Source organism: Paracoccus sp. FO-3, from assembly GCF_006386455.1.
GTDB lineage: Bacteria > Pseudomonadota > Alphaproteobacteria > Rhodobacterales > Rhodobacteraceae > Paracoccus > Paracoccus versutus.
In genome coordinates this window covers 1-3,736 of sequence record NZ_VCBQ01000200.1, presented here as the reverse complement: position 1 = coordinate 3,736, position 3,736 = coordinate 1, and the positions used below count along the sequence as shown (strand labels likewise).

Annotated in this window: 4 protein-coding genes and 1 pseudogene; 1 reads left to right on the top strand and 4 read right to left on the bottom strand. The window is 62.4% G+C overall.

Going from position 1 to position 3,736, the window contains the following annotated elements; translation table 11 throughout:
* The first annotated feature begins 226 nt into the window (after nt 1–226).
* Nucleotides 227–577 carry an H-NS family nucleoid-associated regulatory protein gene (locus FE811_RS26085; RefSeq protein ID WP_140849403.1) on the top strand — a complete coding sequence of 117 codons (351 nt, stop codon included), beginning with the start codon at nt 227–229 and terminating at the stop codon, nt 575–577.
* On the opposite strand, the gene FE811_RS26080 is transcribed toward FE811_RS26085, so the two are convergent.
* The 4 genes and pseudogenes from FE811_RS26080 to FE811_RS26070 all read right to left on the bottom strand — a co-directional run.
* Nucleotides 574–1,620, bottom strand: a complete 1,047-nt coding sequence (locus FE811_RS26080) for a hypothetical protein (RefSeq protein ID WP_140849401.1) — start codon at nt 1,618–1,620, stop codon at nt 574–576. The two genes, FE811_RS26085 and FE811_RS26080, sit on opposite strands and share 4 nt — an antisense overlap.
* Nucleotides 1,621–1,804: 184 nt before the next feature.
* The gene (locus tag FE811_RS27755) at nt 1,805–1,969 is read right to left on the bottom strand and encodes a hypothetical protein (RefSeq protein WP_167384016.1); all 165 of its coding nucleotides are present in this window, start codon (nt 1,967–1,969) and stop codon (nt 1,805–1,807) included.
* Nucleotides 1,970–2,360: 391 nt separating this feature from the next.
* Nucleotides 2,361–2,834, bottom strand: coding sequence for a hypothetical protein (locus FE811_RS26075; RefSeq protein WP_140849399.1), 474 nt, complete (start codon nt 2,832–2,834; stop codon nt 2,361–2,363).
* A gap of 100 nt (nt 2,835–2,934) precedes the next feature.
* Nucleotides 2,935–3,736: pseudogene (locus FE811_RS26070) on the bottom strand (DNA-binding protein); the annotation flags it as partial.

The following is a 3,736-nucleotide window of genomic DNA, read 5'->3' as shown; positions in this document are numbered from 1 at the left end:
GGGATTGTCAGTCGAAGGGATGGCACCAAGGATAGGGGCGACCCGGGGCTCTCGCAGAACTCGGCCTTCCTGGCCAAGGCAACGGGCTTGAAGCATCTTCGAGAGCATCGACCCGGCGGCTCAAGCCAACCTCATCCCCCTGCCCTATCACGCAGACTTCCGTGGGAGTTGCGATGTTTCGACCTGACGGCTATCCCGGACGCCTCATACAGGACACGAGGGCCCGATGGCTGATTTCAATCTCGAGGCGATGTCGCTCAAGGAACTGCAGCAACTGCAGAAGGACCTCGCCAAGGCGATTTCCTCGTACGAGGACCGTCACAAGGCCGAAGCCCGCACCAAGCTGGAAGCCATCGCCAAGGAGATGGGCTACTCCCTCGCCGACCTGATCGGTGTTGAGGTGAAAACAACCCGTGCGCCAGCCGGGGCGAAGTACCGTCACCCTGAGAATGCGGCTCTCACCTGGTCTGGCCGTGGCCGGAAACCGCAATGGTTCGCGGATCATATCAATGCGGGCAGAGACCCGAGCGAGCTCGCGGTCTTAATTCGAAGCCAGAAAATGCCGGGGCAATCTTAGTTTGGCGCCTCGGTGGCGGGAAAATCAAAACTGGCCGCATCTGGCTTCGGCCCCATCACCCGTGTCGGCAGATTGGGGTCAGGTGCTTGGCCCCGATGATGCCCCTTAACCAGAACGACTTTGCCGCTTCGGTAGTGCCGCTCATGCTCGGACACCCAATGACGGACAGGGCCGTTCCGCTCCTCAACTGTCTGCCGCTCGAATTCAAGGCGAGCGGTTCTCTCCGCCAAATGCGCAGCAGCCTGCGGGCCGATCCGGATCGTCAGATGAGATTTCTGGGCGCCAAGGATCCACGACTTGCCAAACTTGCGGGCAGTCTTCGTGTCCTTGGCGGTGAAGGTTTCAGTTTCCGTCGGGATAATCCCACCAAGATCAGGTGAGACCAACATTGCAAACAGAGCGTAGGGAATGAACAGGTCATACCCTGTTTCAACCTGGTGCACCGTGCGGCGACCTTGGATCATTTCCATCGTATCGCCGCTCCGCAAGCGGAAATCGACAACGGACCGACTGAGTTCAACTTCAACGTCGTCATAGTTCAATTGTCCTGTCGGTGTCCGGTTGACAAGCAGTGCACAGATCGGATCGACGACGCGCGAATTCTCGCGGTGGTGGAACATTGTAATGCGCAAATGGCCCTCGTGGCGGTCATCAAGGAGGTAGCCGCGCAGTCCCGTTCCCGAAGGCTTGTCATCGTGCGTGGTCACAGGTGAAGCACGCTCAAATCGTGCAACGCCCAGCTCGCGATCGTCGAACTCTACCCAAACGATGGGAGCGGGAAGCTTCACCTCACCGAGGATCGCCATGGCAGGCACGCCAACTTCCTCTGCCTGCTTGGAGACAGCATCGTGAAGCGTGTCAGTGTAGGCGGCTGCCAGGTGATCGAGCAGAAACACCTTGGCCTGCTGCAGCGCATCAAGCGCGTAAACTCGGAACTGCCGCAGGTCGTCGGACGGTGCGAAGTGCCAGATCAAGTCGTCTTTGGGAGCCGACTTACCAGCGAGCGACGATCCGTATAATGAAATCAAAGATTTATAGAGCATTCATCGGACCCCGCGCCGTCTTGTTCAGCTTCCGACGAACGCTTTCGATGATCAAGCGACTTCCAGAGAAACGCCGCCGGGCACTTGGCGGCACTTCCGAGCGCTCGACTGGGACGGTTGACCGGCGCAAGGCCCGGATCGGGGACCCTGCCCCGATGCCGAGCCTCGGGAGAAACCGTGGGCATCATGCCCACGGGTCGACCTCGGCGATCACTTGGACCTCGTCGCCGTCGATTTCATCGGCGGGGACGGCGCCGAAGGTTCCATCCCCTGCCTGGAAGACGACGATCGAGACCATGAGCGTGGCGGCGAGGGAGGCTGCGAAGGCGTGAGCATCTTTGCGGGACATCTGTTTGGCTCCTGTCTGGGAGGCGGGGGACCATCCCCCGCGCGACAGGACCCCGCAGGCCCGAAGACTGGCTGACATCACCGGGTGCGTTCGGCTCGTCCGAATCCACCCGGCGGCACGGGCTTGCCCGTAGTCCGACCCCGCGCGGGTTGATCTCGAAGACCGGATTCGGGGCAAGGAAGGGAATGGCGAGCGGGGGATGGTGCCCCAACGTCAGGAGCCGGTTGTCCCGCTGATGCTCGGAACGCCACCAGCCTCCCGGGTAGGCTCTTGGTTGAAGGCCTCCGTCTTTCGGGATGGATCCTATGGTGCCCCGCGGCATCGCGGGGCGAGGTTCATGTGGTCGGTGAGAGGCCCGCCAATGAGCAGTCCCCTCACGTCTTTGCAGGGCTCAGGCGGCCAGGTCCGCGCCCCCTGCCCTATCGCCGTCCTCGGCGCCGACGATCTCAAACCGTGCGTTGCGATAGCCCTCCCGTACGATCCAGAGCTCCGCCGCTGTGACGGACTCTGCAAGATGCAGCAGCTCGGTGTTGCCACCGAAGTCGAGCAGCACGCGCACCTGCCCGTGCTTCGGTTCCTCCGCCACCTCGAAGATCAGACGGCTGTCGGCCGAATGGCTGCGCATGATCGTGACGAGGATCACTCCGTCCGAAGAGAAGTTCCCTTCATGCAGCGTGAAGGAGGCCGGAGCGGTCCAGGTCGGATAGACCCGAGGAAGTTCTTTCTTCACGAGACGACCGACGCCGTTCGAGCGCTCCCAGGCTGCTAGCTTCTTGGTGAACCGTGACGGGGGCTTGGGACTGCCGTCGGTGTAGCGAATGAGCGCCCCGAGAGGGGCTGAGTCGATGATGGTTGTTGCAGACATGATTCCTCATCCCGAATGCGAGAGTTCGCATTCATCATATTGATACTACTGTATTTTATCAGAGTTAGGGGCGGGTTTCCCCGCCCCCGGATGGCTCAGATCATTCTGCAGCCATCATGGACGCAGCACTCTCCGGCAGACCGGCCGTCAGGAAGGCCGGGAGATCGACGTCCTCGGGCTCGCCCGCGTACTCCCCCTGCCCTTCTGCGATCTCCTCGCCATCGCGTGCGACCAGATCGGCCCGGCGCAGGACCTCGGGCAACCAGCCGCTGCCCTTGAGGAGCCGCTCGGCTTCGGTGGCCATCTCGCCCTTCTTCAGGTGATCGAGAAGCTGCGCGGTCCCTTCCCCCTTCGCCTCGCGCACGGCCTCGAGGATGCGGGCCTTGGGCACTCGGTTGAGGTAGCCGTCGACCGTCGGCTCCCACCCCGCTTCGACCATGTCGAGATCGACCGCACGTGCCACCAGGTCGGCATGGGCCATGCGGCGGGTCAAGCCGCTGGCGGAGATGCCCGCGCCATAGGGGTTCACCTTCTCATGGAGCGCGTTGATCCCGAAGCTGAGGCAATGCGCCAAGAGCGCCAAACGGCTGCCCTGGTCGAGCACGGTCAAATAGTCCCAGAGCGCCGCATCGTCGCCGAGGGGCAGATCGACCTCCCAGGCTGCGTGACGCTCATCGACGAGCTTCGCCACGACGCTGTCCTTCAGATCGGGCGCTTGCGCCGACATGTAGACGTGGCGCACGGAGGCCTCGAGACAACTGCCGGAAGCAGATGAGGTGCGGAAAGTATCCGTCACCAGCTTCAAGAGGAGAAGCGTCAGAGCAACGTCCGGCGAGCGCCCGATGGCCTCGCGCAGCGCGAGTGTCCGGTGGGCGGTCAGTTCCATGACCAGCCGTTCGGGC